This window comes from Streptomyces sp. NPDC008139 (genome assembly GCF_042957025.1).
Taxonomy (GTDB): domain Bacteria; phylum Actinomycetota; class Actinomycetes; order Streptomycetales; family Streptomycetaceae; genus Actinacidiphila.
In genome coordinates this window covers 240,943-259,134 of the sequence record NZ_JBIBHM010000008.1, presented here as the reverse complement: position 1 = coordinate 259,134, position 18,192 = coordinate 240,943, and the positions used below count along the sequence as shown (strand labels likewise).

General features: G+C 67.8%; 20 protein-coding genes and 2 tRNA genes. 12 read left to right on the top strand and 10 right to left on the bottom strand.

Annotated features, from left to right (window positions below; genetic code table 11):
- Positions 1–39 precede the first annotated feature (39 nt).
- The 5 genes from ACFZBB_RS19100 to ACFZBB_RS19080 are packed head-to-tail and all read right to left on the bottom strand — an operon-like array spanning position 40 to position 2,161.
- The gene (locus ACFZBB_RS19100) at positions 40–222 is read right to left on the bottom strand and encodes a DUF6257 family protein (protein WP_391123671.1); all 183 of its coding nucleotides are present in this window, start codon (positions 220–222) and stop codon (positions 40–42) included.
- A gap of 4 nt (positions 223–226) precedes the next feature.
- Positions 227–532, bottom strand: a complete 306-nt coding sequence (locus ACFZBB_RS19095; protein ID WP_391123669.1) for a hypothetical protein — start codon at positions 530–532, stop codon at positions 227–229.
- Positions 533–549: 17 nt separating this feature from the next.
- Entirely contained in the window at positions 550–1,410 is an 861-nt protein-coding gene (locus tag ACFZBB_RS19090) for a DUF2637 domain-containing protein (RefSeq protein ID WP_391123667.1), read from the bottom strand.
- Positions 1,407–1,895, bottom strand: a complete 489-nt coding sequence (locus tag ACFZBB_RS19085) for a Pycsar system effector family protein (protein WP_391123665.1) — start codon at positions 1,893–1,895, stop codon at positions 1,407–1,409. Before ACFZBB_RS19085 ends, ACFZBB_RS19090 begins: the two co-directional genes overlap by 4 nt.
- Positions 1,892–2,161, bottom strand: a complete 270-nt coding sequence (locus ACFZBB_RS19080; RefSeq protein ID WP_391123663.1) for a hypothetical protein — start codon at positions 2,159–2,161, stop codon at positions 1,892–1,894. The genes ACFZBB_RS19085 and ACFZBB_RS19080 overlap by 4 nt, the downstream gene beginning before the upstream one ends.
- Positions 2,162–2,600: 439 nt before the next feature.
- Here ACFZBB_RS19080 and ACFZBB_RS19075 point away from each other — a divergent pair, with 439 nt between their 5' ends.
- From ACFZBB_RS19075 to ACFZBB_RS19065, 3 genes are all read left to right on the top strand, one after another.
- Positions 2,601–3,383, top strand: a complete 783-nt coding sequence (locus tag ACFZBB_RS19075) for a UTRA domain-containing protein (RefSeq protein WP_391123661.1) — start codon at positions 2,601–2,603, stop codon at positions 3,381–3,383.
- Positions 3,380–3,889 carry a GNAT family N-acetyltransferase gene (locus tag ACFZBB_RS19070; protein ID WP_391123659.1) on the top strand — a complete coding sequence of 170 codons (510 nt, stop codon included), beginning with the start codon at positions 3,380–3,382 and terminating at the stop codon, positions 3,887–3,889. The genes ACFZBB_RS19075 and ACFZBB_RS19070 overlap by 4 nt, the downstream gene beginning before the upstream one ends.
- A 173-nt stretch (positions 3,890–4,062) precedes the next feature.
- Positions 4,063–4,872: a hypothetical protein gene (locus ACFZBB_RS19065; RefSeq protein ID WP_391123656.1), complete on the top strand. Its 810-nt coding sequence runs from the start codon at positions 4,063–4,065 to the stop codon at positions 4,870–4,872.
- On the opposite strand, the gene ACFZBB_RS19060 is transcribed toward ACFZBB_RS19065, so the two are convergent.
- The 3 genes from ACFZBB_RS19060 to ACFZBB_RS19050 form a co-directional block, all read right to left on the bottom strand.
- Positions 4,805–6,181 carry a hypothetical protein gene (locus ACFZBB_RS19060; protein ID WP_391123654.1) on the bottom strand — a complete coding sequence of 459 codons (1,377 nt, stop codon included), beginning with the start codon at positions 6,179–6,181 and terminating at the stop codon, positions 4,805–4,807. The genes ACFZBB_RS19065 and ACFZBB_RS19060 overlap by 68 nt on opposite strands.
- Before the next feature lie 19 nt (positions 6,182–6,200).
- Positions 6,201–7,022, bottom strand: a complete 822-nt coding sequence (locus ACFZBB_RS19055; RefSeq protein WP_391123652.1) for a protein kinase — start codon at positions 7,020–7,022, stop codon at positions 6,201–6,203.
- Between the two features lie 1,121 nt (positions 7,023–8,143).
- Complete coding sequence (locus ACFZBB_RS19050) at positions 8,144–8,335, bottom strand: hypothetical protein (RefSeq protein WP_391123650.1); 192 nt, start codon at positions 8,333–8,335, stop codon at positions 8,144–8,146.
- Positions 8,336–8,653: 318 nt separating this feature from the next.
- Here ACFZBB_RS19050 and ACFZBB_RS19045 point away from each other — a divergent pair, with 318 nt between their 5' ends.
- Complete coding sequence (locus tag ACFZBB_RS19045; protein WP_391123648.1) at positions 8,654–9,472, top strand: HNH endonuclease; 819 nt, start codon at positions 8,654–8,656, stop codon at positions 9,470–9,472.
- Positions 9,473–9,761: 289 nt separating this feature from the next.
- Here ACFZBB_RS19045 and ACFZBB_RS19040 read toward each other — a convergent pair whose 3' ends face one another.
- Together ACFZBB_RS19040 and ACFZBB_RS19035 are read right to left on the bottom strand one after the other, a co-directional pair.
- Complete coding sequence (locus ACFZBB_RS19040) at positions 9,762–10,421, bottom strand: NAD(P)H-binding protein (protein WP_391123646.1); 660 nt, start codon at positions 10,419–10,421, stop codon at positions 9,762–9,764.
- A gap of 10 nt (positions 10,422–10,431) precedes the next feature.
- Positions 10,432–11,709, bottom strand: coding sequence for an amidohydrolase family protein (locus ACFZBB_RS19035; RefSeq protein WP_391123645.1), 1,278 nt, complete (start codon positions 11,707–11,709; stop codon positions 10,432–10,434).
- A gap of 557 nt (positions 11,710–12,266) precedes the next feature.
- On the opposite strand from ACFZBB_RS19035, the gene ACFZBB_RS19030 reads away from it, so the two are divergent.
- The 8 genes from ACFZBB_RS19030 to ACFZBB_RS18995 all read left to right on the top strand — a co-directional run bounded on the left by ACFZBB_RS19030 (position 12,267) and on the right by ACFZBB_RS18995 (position 18,028).
- Positions 12,267–12,339 (top strand) — tRNA-Thr (locus tag ACFZBB_RS19030).
- A gap of 45 nt (positions 12,340–12,384) precedes the next feature.
- Positions 12,385–12,457 (top strand) — tRNA-Met (locus tag ACFZBB_RS19025).
- An 86-nt stretch (positions 12,458–12,543) separates the two neighbouring features.
- Positions 12,544–12,708 (top strand): 50S ribosomal protein L33, encoded by a 165-nt coding sequence (gene rpmG, locus ACFZBB_RS19020; protein WP_004571794.1) that lies wholly within the window; start codon positions 12,544–12,546, stop codon positions 12,706–12,708.
- A 190-nt stretch (positions 12,709–12,898) separates the two neighbouring features.
- Entirely contained in the window at positions 12,899–13,423 is a 525-nt protein-coding gene (locus tag ACFZBB_RS19015) for a MaoC family dehydratase N-terminal domain-containing protein (protein ID WP_391123643.1), read from the top strand.
- Positions 13,420–13,848: a MaoC/PaaZ C-terminal domain-containing protein gene (locus ACFZBB_RS19010; protein WP_391123641.1), complete on the top strand. Its 429-nt coding sequence runs from the start codon at positions 13,420–13,422 to the stop codon at positions 13,846–13,848. The genes ACFZBB_RS19015 and ACFZBB_RS19010 overlap by 4 nt, the downstream gene beginning before the upstream one ends.
- 111 nt (positions 13,849–13,959) lie before the next feature.
- Positions 13,960–14,517, top strand: a complete 558-nt coding sequence (locus ACFZBB_RS19005) for a TetR family transcriptional regulator (RefSeq protein WP_391123639.1) — start codon at positions 13,960–13,962, stop codon at positions 14,515–14,517.
- Positions 14,518–14,633: 116 nt separating this feature from the next.
- Positions 14,634–16,079, top strand: coding sequence for a DHA2 family efflux MFS transporter permease subunit (locus tag ACFZBB_RS19000; RefSeq protein ID WP_391123636.1), 1,446 nt, complete (start codon positions 14,634–14,636; stop codon positions 16,077–16,079).
- Between the two features lie 893 nt (positions 16,080–16,972).
- A complete protein-coding gene (locus ACFZBB_RS18995; RefSeq protein WP_391123962.1) occupies positions 16,973–18,028 on the top strand; it encodes a UDP-N-acetylmuramate dehydrogenase in 1,056 nt (351 codons plus the stop codon).
- Positions 18,029–18,192 lie beyond the last annotated feature (164 nt).

Below are 18,192 nucleotides of genomic sequence, written 5' to 3'. Positions count from 1 at the left end.
GGACAGCTTGCCGGCAGGTGCGGCCGTTCCGGGGTGAACTCACTTCTGCGCCGCATCGGCCTTCTCGGCGCGCGTGCGGGCGGTGTCGAGAATGCGGCCGATGCGCTTCTCCTGACGAGTCGTCAGTACGCCGCCGCGAATCATGGCCATGGCGGTGATGCGGACGATCTCGGCGGCTTCACCAGCGGTGAGCGGCGGATCGTCGGGATGGGTGCGGATCACGGCGTCACCGCTTCCGGATGTCGCGGTAGATGCCGTAGACGACCACGGCCACCAGAGCGATGGACACGGCGGCAATCGCCAGGGCAACGGCGGCGAACGCCACAGTGACCATGAGCATGGAACCGCCGACCGCGATGGCCAGCCACTTCCCTGCCTGCTCCACAGCCTGTCGCTGCGGGGCGGGCGGGGCGGTCGCCTGGGAGGGCTGGACGGTCTGCGCGGCCTGGACCGCGGCGAGGATGATGGCGAACTGTTCGCCCTGGCGGGCGGCTTCGAGCGCGTCGGCAGAGGCTTTGCTGATCTCGGACATGGATCGGTCTCCCGTTGTCACAGGGCCGCTGCGGTGTCCGCGCGCTGGTCGGTGTCGACCAGGTGCAGCGGTGCGGGGGCGGTGCGCTCGGCGCGCAGGGCGTCACGCAGGACACGGCCATTGGCGGACGAGGTGTGCACGGCCTTGCGGATCGCCTCACCGGTCAACTCGGCCTCCGACCAGCCGGCCGTTGTCTGCCGTGCCTCGCTCAGCAGTTGATCCGGGGTGCGGATCGGCCGGGGCGTGCGGGCCGCCTTCGGAACCGGTCCGGTCGGGCGACGCGGACCGGACGGGGCAGGCTCGACCGGCGCGGGAAGCGGCGCCGCGCTGGTCGACTCCGACGCGGACGGGGCGACCGGTGCGGGCGGGGTATCAGGAGTCGACTCCCGCAGGTCAGACCCCAACCGATTTACGGTAACCGGGGTGGCCTGATCCTGATTTGCGACCGGAGTGGGTCGGTGGTGCAGAACCTTGGCGACCAGGTCGGAGCCGAAGAAAATCGACCCGACCGGCAGCGAGGTCGCCAGCAGCACCAGCACGCAGTTGGCGGGCCCGTAGTCGACCAGGTGCATCCGGCCGCCGGCGTGTGCGTGCAGCGCGGGCACCAGACCGTGAACGTAGTTCAGGACCAGCGAGGCGACCGTGTAACCGGCCAGCACCCGCAGCGCGAACTTCCGGTCAGGACCGGTCAGAACCAGCGTGGCCACCAGCGCGAGCGCCATCAGACCATCGACCACGAACGGGTACAGCAGTGCGGCGGTGTGATCCGCGCCGACCGTGCTGGCGATGTCCCGCAACGCGTTCCACGACACCCGGAACGCCATCGTGACCACAACCACCAGCGCCGCGATGAGAAGGGCCTTGGCCTTCCGGTTCATGCCGCACCCCCGATCACGATCGCGGCGGCGATCAGCAGCAGCACGCCAGCGGCGCAGGTGAGGTCGACCGCGCGCCGCAGGTGAACGAACTTGGCGACCGCGATCCGCGACAACGCGGCGATGTGCTCGGCCCTGTCGTCGCCGGACAGGTCGGCGGTCACCTGGTCGGGCGCGAGGGTGGCCCAGCGGGGGAAGCCGACCGGGCGGGCGCCGCCCAGGTTCGGGCGCACCGCCCACAGCAGCACGCCAGCGACAACGGCCAGCACCAGCACCGCGACACCGCCGATCAGCAGCGCAGCCAGCGGAAGGCGCCGGCCGGACGCCACGGTCCACACCCCGGCCAGCAGCGCGCCGACGAACGCCAGTAACAGCGACGCCTTCGTATCGGTGCGGGCGATCTCGGCTTTCACGTCCGCGCGAGCGGCATCCAGATTCGCATCCGTGCGGGCGGTGCCCGCGCCGGGCGTCGTGTCGGTGGTGGTCATGCCGCCAGCCCCTTCCTGCCCGACCGGCGGCGAACCACCGAGGCGGGACGGGGCGCCGGGGCGAGGTGCCGCAGCTCCGGCATCGTGCGGCCGATCGTCTCCACGGCGAGCGCGGTGGTCCGGTCGACCATGCCCGGGTCGTCGGCGAGGATGTCCCGCGCCGCCGCCTCACGCGCGGCCCGCTCCTGCTCGCTCTCGCCCTCGACACCAAGCCACAAGTCCAGCGGGGTGCCCAGCGCGAGTTCAATGAACTCGGTCGTACTCACGGCCCGATGGGGCCCAACGAAGTCGTACACGGGTCGTCTCCTGACGATGGATGGAGGAGGCCCGGAACGGCGGAATGTCCTTGGTCGGGAGCCGCCGAACCGGGCAACAGGTGGTGCGAGTGCCCCGGGCCGGATCTGATCCGGCGCCCTCACGGCGTGGATACCGGGGCTGACGTGCATGTCTCCTTCAGGACTGCGACTCCCGTACGAGGTAGAGCCGCCATGGCCTGTTTCAGGCAGAGACGTGACCTTTCGGTCTCGTGCCCTCCGGCTGACAAGGCGCCGGGAACCTCCCCCCGACCGGTGCGGGGCTCCTGCGTTGTAGCTATTGTCCGTACAATGGCTACAACCGAGATGCTGGCATGCCGAGGCGTGCGGCGTCAAGCGCATTGCTTGCATTGACTGGACAATGCCTACAACCTGCGGCTTTGATGGAGGCGTGACGGTGAACCGACTCGGGCGAAACCCGATGTACCAGCAGATTGCGGACGCGATCCGGGCGCAGATCGACACCGGACAACTCGCTCCGGAGGCCAAGCTGCCCACCGAGGCGGAGCTACGAGACGAGTACGGCGTCTCCCGGGAGACGGTGCGCAAGGCGCTTGGCCTGCTCGTCAACGAAGGGTTGGTCGTGTCCGCCCGCCCGCAGGGGCACTTCGTCCGCCAGCGTCAGCCGATGGTGTTCCGACCGCAGGCGGAGTTCCGAGAGCGGCCCTACACGCCAGAGATGGACGCCTTCGTGACCGAGTACAGCGCAGAAGGGCGCGAGCCTCGGCAGGAGATCGAGGTGGCGATCGTGGAGCCGCCGGCCGACGTGGCGAAACGACTCAGGCTTGAGCCGGGGAAGCTGGTCGCCGTACGGAAGCGCGTTCGGTACCTGGACGGTGAGCCGTTCAACACGAACGACAGCTATTTCCCGCTGGACATAGTGCGGGACTCGGAGATCATGCGCCCGGAGAACATCACCCGAGGCGCCAACGAAGTGCTCGCCGAACTCGGCTACCGCCAGGTGCGGGCCCTGGATGAGCTGTACGTCCGGATGCCTGTCCCGGACGAGGCGCACCGCCTAGACCTGGGGCCCGGCACGCCTGTGGGAATCCACCTGACGACGGGATTTACGACCGAGGGTCTGCCGGTGCGCGTAGCGATCACGACGCTGCCGGGAGACCGGCACGTTGTGTCGTACGAACGCCGCTGGGTGCCTTCCGGTGAGGAAGCATGACCGATCTGCATATCCGGCCCGCTCGTCTGGACGAACTCTCGACCGTGGAGGCCCTGCTCATTGAAGTGAGCGAGTGGCTAGCGTCTCGGGGCATCGATCAGTGGCAGTTCCCACCGCACCGCGACCGGATCATAAGCGCCCTTCAGCACGGCGACGTCTTCATCGCTGAGGTGGAGGGGCGCCCCGTCGCCACCTTGCAGGTGGACGAGCACGCTGACCCTGAGTTCTGGACAGCGAAGGACGACCCCGGAGACGCCCTCTACGTGCACCGCATGGCCGTGACCCGGGACCTCGCCGGCGCAGGCATCGGCAGCACCCTCCTGGACTGGTCGTCCCAGCGGGCAGCCGTAGCCGGTAAGCATTGGCTCCGACTGGACGCGTGGAAGAACAACTGTGCCTTGCACCGTTACTACGAGGGCCAGGGCTTCGCTCGGGTGCGGGTGATCGACCTGCCACATAGGGGCTCGGGAGCACTGTTTCAGCGCCATACGGGTCTGCGGCGTTGATCCCTTGCTAGAGATCGTTTCAGCGAGATGGCCGGAGGTGTATCTCTTGGACTAGCCCCGTGTCCCGATGATGCTCTGTTCGTTGAAAAATCGGACTGAAGTAGCGTCGATGGGGTACTAATTAGTAATTGGCGTTCTTGTAGATCCACGCAACGGGGAATCAGGGGAGAGCCATGCGGGCAGCTTTCAAGACAGAAGCAGACATGCTTAGACCTCTCGCATGCCTGAAAAGCTCTCTTGTGGGAGATGCTGAAGATATTGAGGTTTTTTACGAGGTGCAGTCGGCGGCTGGTATTCCTGATCTCGTGCTAGTTATTTTCGATCACGAACAACTGACGCTCCGGTCCAAGCGTGGACTTGCGCCGATTGACAGCCTTCATGCCATAGCGGTAATGCACGAGACGCAGTCTTCATTGATCCGAGGCGATGATTACATCACCGCTTCCGAGATCTCGAAGTGCACTGGCATTTCTGCTAGTTCTATTGCTGCAAGCGTCCTGCCCGGCTTGCAATCTGCTGGTCACGTGGAGAAGATTGGGCGGGGAAAATGGAAGGCCACGCATGAGTTCCGGAGCTTGGCCAAGTTCGTGTGCACGATTGAAGTAAAGATGCGGGACTGGCGGTCGGGGTATAACCAAGCCCTAAGGCATTCCGTCACCGCCGATGAAGCTTGGCTAGTGCTTGACGCTTGTCATGCAAAGGCTCCTTCGGATAACAGTAAGTGGTTTAAGAAGGCGGGGATTGGACTCGCCTTTCTTGATGGAGATTCAGGCTTGGATGCGCAGGTTAAAGCGAGAAGTCGTCGTAAAATGACGCCTTATCGAGAACTTCTGGTTGAGCGAGCTGCTGGCCTGTACCTCCAGGGCGATGTAAGCGGCCCGGTCAGGCCGGTTTTCGGAGTTCGACTAACCACCACTACAGGGCCTGACCCCAGGTTTCGAGATGCCGAGGGAAATTCGTATCGACCAGTGGCTGCCCGTTAGCGTATTGCCGCGCATCCCTCACAATGCGACGGACCGCTCCGTGGCGCCCTCCTCGGGCAGAATCTGACTGAACCCTAGCTGTCAGTTCCCCAATGGCGTGTAGCTGGTGGTACGCAGCCAACTCGTGGTTCCAGACCCGTCCAGGAACTAGCTGTGCACAGTAGGTGCAGGTGCAGGCTACATATTCTGGACCAGTCGCGATGCTTTCGTGGACCGCACGGTCTACCGTGTGCAGGATCTGCCTCTCGAAGTACCTTTCGACCTCTGTGGCGCCCGGGGCCCGCCGCCTGAAGGCGAACTCAGCGAACCCCTGCTCACCACTGCTGGTACCAGTGCCAAAGCCTGTAGCACCGAAAGCCAAGGATAGCCAGCCAGTCATCCCGGTTTGCGGAAGGATAAGTTTGCGCTCTTCGTCCTGGCAGAGGTTTGCGAGCTCCTTTATGCCATCAATGAGCGCAGCGTCTACGACTTGTGCGGACGCGGCACCAGGGGACGCCCACTGAATCCGCACGTAGATTACATCGAATTGATCCTGCTCGACGATTTGAGTGAGTAGCCGGTCACGGAGGGCATCGCTGACGAGCCACCGCGCCGGAATCGTCAGGTTCAGCGCGCAGCGTTCTCCCGTCAGGAGGTGAGACGCCGTCTCATCTCCCTGCGTACACGCTACGTCCAGGCTCTCTTCTGGCGTGTCGGGATCGAGCGCTCGTCCGGGGCTGAGCAGGAGGTTGGCGCCAGCGCCCCGTTGGCCGGCGATTACAGACTCGACCCAATTGTTACTCGCCGGATCCTCTGCCAGATACGGCGCGTTCTTGACTGCCCTGTCTTTGATGGGATCGGGTGGCAGCCGAAGGACCCCGCCGTCGAGCAAGAAACACATTGGGTCGACGATCTTAACTGAGGCTAGAGGGGTCAGATCGAAGAATGCTCGATGTGATGTCCGGGTAGCCCCCGTGAGCTTGGAGATGACGCCGGTGGAAAGCACTTCGCTGTGATTGACATGGAGCTGCACTAGCACGTGCGGGATGGACTTATATCGTTGTGCGCTTCTCTGGGCGAAGAAGATGGGGACTTCCCCCGATAGTGCGTCGTCACGATCCCTGGGTGTGCCTGCTTCGCGCATGGGAGTGCTTTGATTCACCTCGGGGACTTCGGTCACTACGCTGCCCGTGTCGGGCCCCCCCAGGATAAGAAACCCACTCCCGGAAGGGAAGCGGGCAAACTCGGGCACCGATTCGATCGGACGCTCGGAGCTGTCCGCGTCTTCAGGCTCGAATTCCTCTGATTCGTAAGAATCGGAATCTGTCAACGCTGAGACTCCTATTAAACTAGCGGGAGAGACGGCGGAGGTTACTGACTGCACTGCCGCGTTCGTATTCCCGGACGGAAGTGAGGCGATTTAGCACGTCGGCGGCAGCATTTGCCAAGCCTGAAGGTAGGCCGCTGGGGCCATTCGAGAGGACGTCGAGTGCTTCATCCAGGGTGTAACTGTCTCGCTCATGGTAGAAGGGATGTGTGCCGGAGATAGCCTGGCGCACGGTTACGCCAATCGCCCAAAGATCTGCCGCCTTTCTGGCGCGCCGACCTTGCAGTTGCTCCGGCGACATGTAGGGATAGGTACCCACGTGCCCTGGATAAATTGTGATCGTGCTGGAGTCCAGTTGTTTAGCAAGGCCGAGGTCGAGAATAATCGGCCGAGCCCAGTCGCCATCGCGGAGAGCGATATTGGCGGGTTTGATGTCCCGATGAATCGTCGATGTTTTGTGCAGCTCCGCGATGCCCTCTAGGAGGCCGGTGAGAAATTGCGGCACGAGTTCGAGCGGGAGCAAGTCGCTCTTTTTCAGCTTCGCCTCGACGTCTCCACCCTCAATGTATTCAAATCGAAGGCAAGGCCGCTGCTTCCCGAGCAGTGCAATGTTCAGACTTCCTCGAAAGTCTACGACAAAGGGTGAGGAAACTCGGGATAGCCCTTCGACTTCGCGCTGAAGCCGAGCAAGCGGGTAGTCGTCCTTCGAAATGATCTTGTAAGCCTCGTCGTCGACGCGCCAAGTTTCTCCGAAGGCGCCGGCCCCCAGGAACGTCACATCTCGACCAAGTGCAGCCGATACGTCTGTGGCTGCGAACTTTGGCTGAGGTGACGCGTCGGTCATGGAGGAAACCCCGATCCTTCCGAGTACATAGGCTTCCTGCCAAGATACAGACGGTTTGCTCGGTCGTGGCTCACTTGCGTAATCTTCTGGCCAGTGTACAGATTTCGATATTTTGTCGTATTTCTGAGACGGTTCTCGAACGCAAGTCTGATTAATGCCTACGGTGGGAGGCCGATAGTGCTTCCCGGGGTTTCGAGGGTGGGTCTCATAGTTCGACATCACCCTCCCGTGGCTCCTGTGGCGATAGGGATTGAGGACAATCCGGCTGAGAAGGCCCTGCCATGGGCCGGGAGTGCCCGTGCCGGGAGCAACAGGCGGCCCCGCTTGGCCCGACTGCGCTGATAGAAGTGACATCAACATCAACGAGCGCTGGCGTGCGTCTAGCCACACGTAGTGTGGGAGTGGATTCCTAGGAATGCCGGGGTTTGTCACCGGCAGGGCGAAGTCACCGCCTACGGATCAGATGCCGTCACTGAGGGGTTCCATGCCGCGTACTCAGTGGGGCACCCATGGGGCCAGCGACCTAATCGGGTATCTGTGCCCAGGTCAGGGACCGTCGCCCCCGCAGTCTGTAAATCCGTCGGCTATGCCTACCGTGGTTCGAATCCACGTGCCGCCACACTTAGGGAAAACCCTCTCTGACCAGCGAAAACGCTGGATCGGAGAGGGTTTTTTCGTGGCCCGATCGCATGTTCGAACGATGAGCGAAAACTAGCGCTTCGTGTCGCCCTGATCGGCGTGTGTCTCCCAGGGGGCGGCTGGAACCCGTCCCAAGCACATGGAACGGCATCGATCTTCTGGCCGGCCGGACCCGGCGACTGAGCGAGCACCTCACGGAGTCGCTCTACTGCGCCACCCCGGAGTTGGCCACAGCGAAATCCCAGCACTACCCAGGTCGTACGGCCGTCGAGCCAGCCGCGAGGTTCCGGCCTCCGACCCGAGCGCCGCCTCCCCGCACCTCGCCGTAGCCCTACTGCGGGCTGTGCGGAACCCCCGGCCATCGGAGGAAGCGCCGTACGTCTCGATGTGATGCCGGAGCAGAGCCACGAACTTCGGTGAGGTGGGCACTGGCCGTGAATGCCACGTGGGCCCGCGCCTTGAGGAGACGCAGGCTCGTGGGTCTACGACAGTGAAGGCGCCGCCTGGACGAACTTGAACGGGCAGTGGGGTTGGGGTTCGACGCCGACGATGTCGAAGCCGGCCACGCGGTAGCGCATGGCTATGCCGCCGGTGCGGCGGAAGGCGTCCAGGCCGAGTGGCCGGCGGGCGCCCGGCCGGATCGGGAGGGAGGGTTCGGTCGTGCTGGAGACCACTGGTTCCGGGAGCGGAGACGCGGGGTCGTCGGGATCTTTGGCGAGGGCGGCCGCCTTGACGCTGCCGGCGATGCAGGCGGAGGTTCACCGGGGTGGTTGTCGGTGCCGCCGACTAGGCTGATCAGCGAACTTCACACGCGGCGCGTGGCGACGGGCCGCGTGCGACAGCGCGACGGCTAGGGGGTTTTGGTGGCTGCGTGGTTGATGTACTTGGGGAGCGATCCCAAGCGTGTGGGAGCCGGATACGACGACGCCAGCGCCACTCACTACAGCTGGGACAGCCGGGTCCCAAACGCGTCACGGATAGCGGTCGGGGACGTGATCGTGCTGTGGGACGGCGACAACTCGCTAGGCATGTCGGTGATAGAGGACATCGAGACCGGCGAGGCGATGAAGGACGTCAGTTCCTGCCCGGTGTGCGGGAAGGCGGACATCGCGCTCCGCAAGACGATGTCGCCGAAGTACCGGTGCTGGACCAAGACGTGCAAGGCCGAGTTCGATGAACCTCGGGTGCGGACAGTCCGAGTGACCACCTACCGCAGCCACCACGAGGCCGGCTGGGTCGAACTGCCCGGCACGATCCCCGGCAAGGTACTGCGGGAGTTGTGCGAGCAGCAGAAGTCCCAGAACGCCCTGCGTAAACTGCTCTGGCAGGATTTCCGGGCGAGTTTCAGGGCCCGCCAGAGCGCGAGCCCACTGACCATCATCGACCAGACCCGGCGCACCATCGCCGGCGGTCACAGCGAGGCCATCGTCCGGGTACGCAGGGGGCAGCCCGCCTTCCGGGCAGCACTGCTCAAGACGTTCGGTGAGGTATGCGCCTTCACCGGGCCTTGCCCGGCGTACGTGTTGGAAGCCGCGCACCTGTACAGCTACGCCGCCAACGGGGAGCACTACGCCAACGGCGGACTGCTGCTGCGCCGCGACACCCACCGCCTGTTCGACCTGGGGGAGATCGCGATCAACCCCCAGACGCTGACGCTGGACATCACGGAGCGCACCCGTGCATACCCGGACTATGCCCGACTTCACGGGCGGCCGTTGTCAGTCGCGGTCAGGGCCGGCCACCAGACGTGGATCGCCCGGCACTGGGATATGCACCGCACCAGGCCGGCCCCCCAGACCACAGCCGGCTAGTTCGTATACATCATCGAGCGCCACGACTACGAGGCCAGTAGCGGTTCGTCGCGTCCCTGGAAGACGTGCTGGTGCCCACCGGGCCGGGAGCTGATCCTCCACGGCACCGGCGGCATGTCACGCCTCGAGAGCAGCGGCACCTGGCCTGCGTGACCTCGGCTACGCGACCGGCAGCCGGGGTTCATCTCACGGTTGGTACGCGTCTTCATCGATATGAGAACGGCCCCCCGGCCTGCTGAAGAGCAGGGCGGGGGGCCGTTTTGGTGTGTGTGCGGGGGAGGGGGAGAGGCTAGGGGAGGGCGGCGGTGCGGAGGGCTTCGGGGATGGTGTCGGTGCCGGAGACGAGTTCGAGGGTGAGGCCGGCGGTCGAGGGGGTCAGCAGGAGACCGGCCAGGACGGCGGCGACGTCGTCGCGGGGGATGGAGCCGCGGCCGGTGGAGGGGGCGAGACGGACGCGGCCGGTGCCGGGGTCGTTGGTGAGGGCGCCGGGGCGCACGATCGTCCAGTCCAGGGCCGTACGCGCGCGGATGTCGTCGTCGGCCGCGCCCTTGGCGCGCAGGTACTCGGTGAAGACCGGGTCGCCGCCGCTCGCCCGGGCGTCGGCGCCCATCGAGGAGACCACCAGATAGCGCCGTACGCCCGCCTGTTCGGCCGCGTCGGCGAAGAGCACGGCCGCCGCGTGGTCGACGGTGTGCTTGCGGGCGGCACCACTGCCCGCACCCGCGCCCGCCGCGAAGACGGCCGCCTCGGCGCCCTCCAGGACGGCGGCCACCTCCGCGACCGTCGCCGATTCGAGGTCCAGGACGACCGGCTCGGCGCCCGCCGCCCGCAAGTCGTCGGCCTGGGCCGGGTTACGGATCAGCCCGACCACACTGTCACCGCGCTCGGCGAGCAACCGCTCAAGCCGCAACGCGATCTGTCCATGTCCACCAGCGATCACCATGCGCATGGACGTGACGCTACGCCTCGCGGTGCGACTGACGCGGGAGGTCGAGCGCGGCCTCGCTCGCCGAGTCGCAGTATTCGCGCACCGCGCTCGTCCGCGAGACCACCCGGCCCCGGTGGATGACGATCCGGCTGTACGCCAGGGAGAGCACCGCCTCGACACCCTCCCCGCGCACCGCCAGCAGTTCGGCGGGGAAACCGGCCTCGACCCGTACCTCCGGCAGCCCGAGCACGGCCCGCGCCCGGCCGCTGACCGCCGCGTACGCCTGCGCCGCGCCGCACTCGCCGTAGGAGGCGAGCAGGAAGGCGGCTTCCAGGGGATCGCCGCGGCCGACCGGATTGGCCAGGTCGCCCAGCGCGCCGCTGCCCGCCGTGACCCGGACGCCCGCCGCGCGCAGCCGGCGGACCGGGGTGTGCGGGCCGCCGCCGCGGCGCACGGAGTCCAGCGCGCCGCAGCCCCCCTGGGGGAGCGCGGTGACCGAGATCCCGGCGGCGGCCAGCCGCTGCGCGGCGGAGTCGATCGCCTCGGGCGGCAGCGCGCCGAGACCGTGGCACGGGCCGAGGGTGACACCCGGCCGCAGACCGCCCGCCATCGCGGCGAGCCGGGCCAGCCGCGCCGGGTCGTCGGCGGCGGTGTGCAGGTCGACCGGGAGCCCGAACTCGGCGGCGAGCGAGAAGACGGCCTCTGCGTACCCGCTCGGGTCCGGGTCCAGATCGGGGCAGCCGCCGACCACCCCGGCGCCCATCTTCAGCGCGTCGCGCAGCATCGCGAGCCCGTCCGCGCCCGCCGCGCCGGTCAGCAGCCGCGGTACGGCGACGGTGTGCAGGTCGACGAGGCCGCGCAGCGCCCGCCGCGCCTGGAGCACGGCTTCGAGCGCCTGCACCCCCTGGACGTCGCCGATCCGCACATGGCTGCGCAAAGCGGTGGCGCCGTGGCCGAGTTGGAGCAGCGCGGCCTCGGTGGCGCGCCGCTGTACATCGGCGGGGTCGTCGGACGGCGGCCCCGCGGCGCCCGCGGTCAGCGCCAGGTCGAGGTGCGCGTGCGGCTCGGCGGGCGCGGGCAGCAGCAGGTATCCGCGCAGGTCGATACGGGTGCCGTCGGCCGGACGGCGCGACGCGTCGACGGTACGGCTCGCGGCGGGCGCGAGGCTGCCGGCGGTACCCACGGCCTCGATCCGGGGGCCGCTGAGCCGTACGTCCACGGTCCGGCCGTCGGTCAGCCGGGCGCCGCACAGCAGCAGGGTGGCGGTTTCTGCGGCGGTGCGGGCACTGTCGCGAGGGCTGTCGGTCATCGCGCTCCTCCGGTGCGTGCAGGGCGGGCGGCGGGAGGCAAGATCACGCAAAGCCGAGCTTAGGGGGCAGCACGGCACACACCTGACAGGAGGGCATTAGTCGTACCGGTGGGGGTCGTGAGAGGGGGCACACGGTACGGCCGGCGCCGCGCGGGGGAGCGGACGCGCTCGCGTTCCGGGGCGCCCGGAACTCGTACGCGCCGGGGTGCGGTTCCGGGTGCGGGCGGCCGCGGTTCCGCGCGGAGAGTGAGGGCGGGTACGGCTCCTGACAGGCGCGGCTCGGGCGGTCGCGGCGGCGCGAGCGGACCCTCGTCGCGGTGGCGCGAACGGGCCCTCGTGTCCGGCGGTCGTGGTGGTGCGAACGGGCCCTCGTGTCCGGCGGTCGTGGTGGTGCGAACAGGCCCTGGTACGGGGCCCGTCGGCCGCCCGGCGCGCGGCGGCCGGGAGGTGATCAAGTCCTGATCAGGGGGTGGGCGTGACGCCCCGCGACGCCCGATGTGCCCTGCCCGATACGGATTTCACGTATCGCGGCGGACCGTGTAATGTCTTCCTCGCTCGCCCCAATAGCTCAGTCGGTAGAGCGTCTCCATGGTAAGGAGAAGGTCTACGGTTCGATTCCGTATTGGGGCTCTGATGGATCGGTTCCCCGCCGCCAGGCGGGGACCAGTTCGTCAAAGCGGCGTAGCTCAGTCGGTAGAGCAAGCGGCTCATAATCGCTGTGTCACCGGTTCAAGTCCGGTCGCCGCTACTCACCGTAGCCGATTGTGGGATCGGTCCCTCAGTCGGCTACTATTCTCATGTTCAAATCACCCCCGTTCGTCAAGGAGCACTCACGTGGCCGCCACAGACGTCCGCCCGAAGATCACGCTGGCCTGCGTGGAGTGCAAGGAGCGGAACTACATCACCAAGAAGAACCGGCGCAACGACCCGGACCGTCTTGAGATGAAGAAGCACTGCCCGCGCTGCAACGCGCACACCGCGCACCGCGAAACGCGCTGACTCCAGGCCGTAGCAGTACCGCGAGGCCGTCCCCGTCACCGGGGGCGGCCTCGACGTATTGCCCGGTGGGGGCCGTACGGATCAGCTGAACCGTTACGCCACTCCCCGCGACCCCCCGCGCCCGTACGACTTCCGTACGTATGTCGTACGCTGCCCCCGATCCCGCCCGCTTCCCGCACCGGAGGTGCCGATGGCTCTGGACCAGTCCTTCGTGGGGCGGAGCTATCCGCCCACCGCCGCCTATGAGGTGGGCCGCGAGAAGATCCGCGAATTCGCCGAGGCGGTCGGGGACACCAATCCGGCGTACGTGGACGCGGACGCTGCCAAGGCGCTCGGGCACCGCGATGTGATCGCCCCGCCGACCTTCGCCTTCTCGATCACCTTCAAGGCCGCGGGCCAGGTCGTCCAGGACCCGGAGCTGGGCCTCGACTACAGCCGGGTCGTGCACGGCGACCAGAAGTTCGCGTACACGCGCCCGGTCATGGCCGGTGACCGGCTCTCGGTGACCTCCACCATCGAGGCGATCAAGTCCCTGGCGGGCAACGACATCATCGACATCCGCGGCGAGGTCCACGACGAGTCCGGTGAGCACGTGGTGACCGCCTGGACGAAGCTGGTCGCCCGCGCGGCGGAGGACGACCCGCGCAGCGGCGACGGGAACGGCTCGGGGAACGCTTCGGCGAACTCTTCGGCGAACGCGGAGGGCGCGGCATGACGGCGACGATCGGTTACGCGGACGTCGAGGTCGGCACCGAACTGCCCGCGCGGACCTTCCCTGTGAGCCGCGCCACGCTCGTGCAGTACGCGGGCGCCTCCGGTGACTTCAACCCGATCCACTGGAACGAGAAGTTCGCCCGCGAGGTCGGCCTGCCCGACGTCATCGCGCACGGCATGTTCACCATGGCCTCGGCGATCCGGGTCGTCACGGACTGGGCCGGCGACCCCGGGGCGGTCGTCGAGTACGGCGTACGGTTCACCAAGCCCGTCGTCGTGCCCAATGACGAGCAGGGCGCGCTCATCGAGGTGACCGCGAAGGTCGCCGCCAAGCTGGACGACCAGCGGGTGCGGGTCGACCTCACCGCGACGTCCGCGGGCCAGAAGGTGCTGGGCATGTCCCGCGCCGTGGTTCAGCTCGCCTGAGACGTAGAAGTGCAGGTAAGGGGTGCCCACCCAGGTGGGTGCCCCTTACGTTTGCCCGTGTCTCCCCGTATCGCGGTTGACGGGTTAGTTATGGACCACTAACTTACTCGTATGGTCAGGATGAGCGCAGAGGAGAGGCGCGAGAGCGTCATCCGCGCGGCGATGAGCGAATTCGCCCGCGGCGGCTACAACGGCACGTCCACCGAGACGATCGCCCGCCGGGTGGGCGTCTCGCAGCCGTATCTCTTCCGCCTCTTCCCGAACAAGGAGGCCATGTTCCTGGCGGCGGCCACCTACTGCCTGGAATCGACGCGCCAGGTCTTCGCCGATGTGGCCGAGCACGAGACGGACTACGAGGGCAAGCTCAAGGCGATGGGGAACGCGTATCGGACGCTGATCTCCGACGACCCCGAGCGGCTGCTGATGCAGATGCAGATGTATGTCGCGGTCGCCGCCGCCGAGGCGTCCGGGGACCACGAATTCGGCCGTTCCATCCGTGAGGGGTGGGAGGTGCTGTGGGAGACCCTGCATCTGGAGCTGGGCGCGGATGTCGAGCAGACCACACAGTTCCTCGCCTATGGAATGTTGATCAACACCCTGGTGTCGCTGGGCTTCCCGGCCGACCACCGCATCTGGGAAGGGCTGTACGAGACGGCCCATCCCGAGTGAGGCGCCGCGCCTTTCGGGGCGCGGAGTCGTCGGTTTTTTCTGTCCGCTGAAGTTAGTCATCCATAACTAACTGTACGGCTCGAAGCCGTCGCAGTACGCACTCCACAGGGGGAGTCATGACCCAGCAAGCAGCAGAAGGCCGCAGGCCGCGCACCGCCGCCTGGGCTCTGATCATCACCAGCGTCGCCGGATTCATGGCGGCCCTCGACAATCTCGTGGTCACCACCGCGCTGCCGTCCATCCGGAAGGACCTCGGCGGGGCGCTGTCCGACCTCGAATGGACGGTCAACGCCTACACGCTCACCTTCGCCGTCCTGCTGATGTTCGGCGCGGCGCTCGGCGACCGCTTCGGCCGCCGCAAGCTCTTCCTCACCGGCCTCACGATCTTCACCGGCGCCTCCGCCGCGGCGGCGCTCGCGCCCACCATCTCCATGCTCATCGCCTTCCGCGCGCTCCAGGGTGTCGGCGCCGCGATCATGATGCCGCTCACGCTGACGCTGCTCACCGCGGCGGTGCCGGCCGAGCGGCGAGGCGCCGCGTTCGGCATCTGGGGCGCCGTCAACGGCCTCGCCGTCGCCAGCGGGCCGCTCATCGGCGGCAGCCTGACCGAACACATCTCCTGGCAGTGGATCTTCTGGCTGAACGTTCCGCTCGGCATCGCCCTCATCCCGCTGGCCCGGCTGCGCCTCAACGAGTCCACCGCGCCCGGCGCCCGGCTCGACCCGCGCGGCACCGCGCTCATCAGCCTCGGGCTGTTCGGCATCGTCTACGCGCTGGTCAACGCCACGACCAAGGGGTGGACCAGCGGGCCGGTGCTCGGCGGGCTCATCGGCGGCGCGGCGCTCGTCGCGGCCTTCATCCGGCACGGGGCGACCTCGCCGAACGCCATGCTGCCGATGCGGCTGTTCCGCAGCCGCGGGTTCTCGGCCATCAACGCGGCCAGCATGCTGATGTTCACCGGGATGTTCGGGTCGATCTTCCTGCTCAGCCAGTTCCTGCAGAACGTCGTCGGCTATTCGCCGACCGAGGCCGGGCTGCGCATGCTGCCGTGGACCGGTATGCCGATGATCGTCGCGCCGATCGCCGGGATTCTCTCCGACCGGATCGGGGGGCGGCCGGTGGTCGCGGCCGGGCTCGCCCTTCAGGCGATCGGGCTCGGGTGGTTCGCGACGATCATCTCGCCGGACGTCTCCTATCTGGCGCAGCTTCCCGCGCTGATCATCAGTGGGGCCGGGATGGCGCTGTTCGTGGCGCCGGCCACGGCGTTGGTGATGGGGAGTGTGCGGGGGGCGGAGCAGGGGATCGCCTCGGGGGCCAACAACGCGCTGCGTGAGGTGGGGGGAGCGCTGGGGATCGCGGTGCTGGGCTCGATCTTTTCCGCGCAGGGCGGGTACGGGTCGGCTGACGCCTTTGTCGACGGGTTGACGCCTGCGCTGTGGGTTGGCGCCGGCGTGCTCGGTGTCGCCACGGTCGCGGCCCTCCTCCTTCCCCGCCGCCCCTCTCCCACCTCCCTCGACTCCACCCCGTCCTCCTCCCCCCGCGACCTCCAGCCCGCCGCCTAGCCTTTTCCTGGCCTTCCTGGCCTTCCTGGCCCTCTTGACCCTCTTGGCCCTCTTGACCCCCGTGCCCGGCTTGGGTGCGGGGGTCAGCCCTTTCTTCCACCGCCCTGTCTCTGGTGTCGGTCCCGGGCCGGGGCACCTCCTCGAGCTGCGTGCTGCCTGCTCCTTGCCCATTCGTCCACGCCCTGTCGGCACGCAAATCTGCGGGGGCACCCCGGCCCGTCCCCTCCGGTACGTCGCCGCCTGGCGGTTCGCCGTCGGGTGGGCGGAGGTGGGTGGGTGGGTTCCGGGCCCTCCGGTACGGCTGCGGGTGACGGTTCGCCCGTGGGGCGGGCTGAGGTGGGTGGGTGGGTTCCGGGCCCTCCGGTACGGCTGCGGGTGGCGGTTCGCGGGGGTGGGGTCCGGGCATTTCGGTACGGGTGCGGGTGGCGGTTCGGGGTGGGGGGGTTCCCGCCCGTCCGGTACGGGTGAGGGTGGCGGGTCGTCGTGGGTGGGTGCGTGGGGCCTTTGGTTGGTTGGCGGGAGGCTCGGGTCCTTCACTCATGGTGAGGGCGGTCCTTTCGGATTGGCCGGGGGGGAGTTGCGCGGGGCGGTACGCCGCGAAGGCTCCCTCCTCGGTCACCACAGCGGACAGGCGGGCGCCGACGGGCGGGGAGGGGACGGTGCGGGGTGCCCCCGCAGGGGGACGAACGGGCAAGGGCAGAAGCAGGCGCAGGTGGCCGCAGGTTCGTCGCCCGAGGAGGTGCCCCGGACCGGGACCGACCGGGCACAAGCGGCACCCGCAGACGGAAAAGCACCCGCACGGGTGGGCGGGTGGGCAGAGACGGCCCGCCCACGCAAGCGGGCCGGGAAAAGAAGGGAGAGGGCGGGCCCCCTAGGGTGAGGGGGTGGACGTAATGGAGAAGGCGCCGCTGGCCCCGTTGACAACCTTCCGCGTAGGCGGCCCCGCGCACCGCCTGATCACGGCGGCCTCGGACGCCGAAGTGATCGCCGCCGTCGCCGCGGCAGACACCACCGGCGACCCCCTGCTGATCGTCGGCGGCGGCAGCAACCTCGTCGTCGGCGACCGCGGCTTCGAGGGAACGGCGCTACGGATCGCCACCCGCGGCGTGACCCTCGACGGCACCTCGCTGGAGGTCGCCGCGGGCGAGACCTGGAGCGACGTCGTGGCGAGGACCGTCGCCGCCGGCCTGGCCGGAATCGAGTGCCTGGCGGGCATCCCCGGCTCGGCGGGGGCGACGCCGATCCAGAACGTCGGCGCCTACGGCCAAGAGGTGTCGACGACGATCACCGAGGTCGTCGCGTACGACCGCCGGACCCGCGAAACGGTGACGCTGGCGAACGACGCGTGCGCCTTCTCGTACCGCCACAGCCGCTTCAAGGCGGAGCCGCACCGCTACGTCGTGCTGCGCGTCCGTTTCGGACTGGAGGACGCGGGCGGGCTCTCCGCCCCGGTGAAGTACGCGGAGACGGCCCGCGCCCTGGGCGTGGAACCCGGCGACCGGGTGCCCTTGGAGAAGGCGCGGGAGACGGTGCTGGCGCTGCGCGCGGGCAAGGGCATGGTGCTGGACGAGGCCGACCACGACACCTGGTCGGCGGGCTCCTTCTTCACCAACCCGATCCTGACCGCCCCGGAGCACGCCGCGTTCCTGGAGCGGGCGAAGGAGCGGCTCGGCCAGGACACGGCGCCGCCGTCGTACCCGGCGGGCGAGGCCGGTCAGGGCCTCACGAAGCTCTCGGCGGCCTGGCTGATCGACAAGGCGGGGTTCACCAAGGGGTACGGCAGCGGCCCGGCGCGGATCTCCACCAAGCACACGCTGGCGCTGACCAACCGCGGCGGCGCGACCGCCGAGGACCTGCTGGCGCTGGCCCGCGAGGTACGCGACGGCGTCCACGCGGCGTTCGGCGTGACGCTGGTCAACGAGCCGGTCCTGGTGGGCGTCAGTCTGTAGATCAGATGACCTTCCCGGCGGAGCCCGGCGTCAGCCTGTAGATCCGACGGCCCTCTCGGCGGAGCCCGGCGTCAGTCTGTAGATCAGATGACCTTCCCGGCGGAGCCCGGCGTCAGCCTGTAGATCCGACGGCCCTCTCGGCGGAGCCCGGCGTCAGTCTGTAG

Bases quoted from the DNA above. Each gene is read 5' to 3' on its own strand.
- ACFZBB_RS19095 (WP_391123669.1), bottom strand. From the start codon at position 532: ATGTCCGAGATCAGCAAAGCCTCTGCCGACGCGCTCGAAGCCGCCCGC.
- ACFZBB_RS19090 (WP_391123667.1), bottom strand. From the start codon at position 1,410: ATGAACCGGAAGGCCAAGGCCCTTCTCATCGCGGCGCTGGTGGTTGTG.
- ACFZBB_RS19085 (WP_391123665.1), bottom strand. From the start codon at position 1,895: ATGACCACCACCGACACGACGCCCGGCGCGGGCACCGCCCGCACGGAT.
- ACFZBB_RS19070 (WP_391123659.1), top strand. From the start codon at position 3,380: ATGACCGATCTGCATATCCGGCCCGCTCGTCTGGACGAACTCTCGACC.
- ACFZBB_RS19065 (WP_391123656.1), top strand. From the start codon at position 4,063: ATGCGGGCAGCTTTCAAGACAGAAGCAGACATGCTTAGACCTCTCGCA.
- ACFZBB_RS19055 (WP_391123652.1), bottom strand. From the start codon at position 7,022: ATGACCGACGCGTCACCTCAGCCAAAGTTCGCAGCCACAGACGTATCG.
- ACFZBB_RS19040 (WP_391123646.1), bottom strand. From the start codon at position 10,421: ATGCGCATGGTGATCGCTGGTGGACATGGACAGATCGCGTTGCGGCTT.
- ACFZBB_RS19035 (WP_391123645.1), bottom strand. From the start codon at position 11,709: ATGACCGACAGCCCTCGCGACAGTGCCCGCACCGCCGCAGAAACCGCC.
- ACFZBB_RS19015 (WP_391123643.1), top strand. From the start codon at position 12,899: ATGGCTCTGGACCAGTCCTTCGTGGGGCGGAGCTATCCGCCCACCGCC.
- ACFZBB_RS19010 (WP_391123641.1), top strand. From the start codon at position 13,420: ATGACGGCGACGATCGGTTACGCGGACGTCGAGGTCGGCACCGAACTG.
- ACFZBB_RS19005 (WP_391123639.1), top strand. From the start codon at position 13,960: ATGGTCAGGATGAGCGCAGAGGAGAGGCGCGAGAGCGTCATCCGCGCG.
- ACFZBB_RS19000 (WP_391123636.1), top strand. From the start codon at position 14,634: ATGACCCAGCAAGCAGCAGAAGGCCGCAGGCCGCGCACCGCCGCCTGG.
- ACFZBB_RS18995 (WP_391123962.1), top strand. From the start codon at position 16,973: ATGGAGAAGGCGCCGCTGGCCCCGTTGACAACCTTCCGCGTAGGCGGC.